This is a genomic window from Enterobacter cloacae complex sp. S3, from assembly GCF_014930495.1.
GTDB lineage: Bacteria > Pseudomonadota > Gammaproteobacteria > Enterobacterales > Enterobacteriaceae > Enterobacter > Enterobacter asburiae_B.
In genome coordinates this window covers 1-429 of sequence record NZ_JADBRD010000100.1, presented here as the reverse complement: position 1 = coordinate 429, position 429 = coordinate 1, and the positions used below count along the sequence as shown (strand labels likewise).

General features: G+C 57.1%; 1 protein-coding gene. It reads right to left on the bottom strand.

What is annotated here, in order from left to right; translation table 11 throughout:
* The coding region (locus tag IM317_RS23665) for a ubiquinol-cytochrome C chaperone family protein (protein ID WP_305038662.1) at positions 1–429 on the bottom strand (429 nt) is incomplete at both ends.

Below are 429 nucleotides of genomic sequence, written 5' to 3'. Positions count from 1 at the left end.
TGCGCAGGATGGCGGTTAAGCGTTCGTCCAGCAACAAAGTGACGCCTTCGCTTAGCTTGCGATGCCTCAGCAGATGAGCCATCAGGCTGTCCAGCTCATGGCTCCGGCACTCCACCGCGGCGAGAAACTGCGCTTTTTGCTCCGCGTTCAGTTTATTCCAGCTGTGCTGCAGAAAATGCGCCAGCAACTGCTGCTCGATCTGCGGCGTCGACAGCTGTTTGTCGACCTTCGCTTTCAGTCGTTTACATACATCCAGCAGGATCGCGCGATAAAATTTGCCATGGCGGCGCAGCGTGTTGGCGATGCTATCGCCACCAAAATGCTGTAGCTCACCGGCGATTAGCTGCCAGTTGCGGCGATAACGCTCCGGGTGACCCTCCATCGCTAAAAATGTCTCGTTGCGCAGGAGCGTGCTGGAGAGACGGGGTT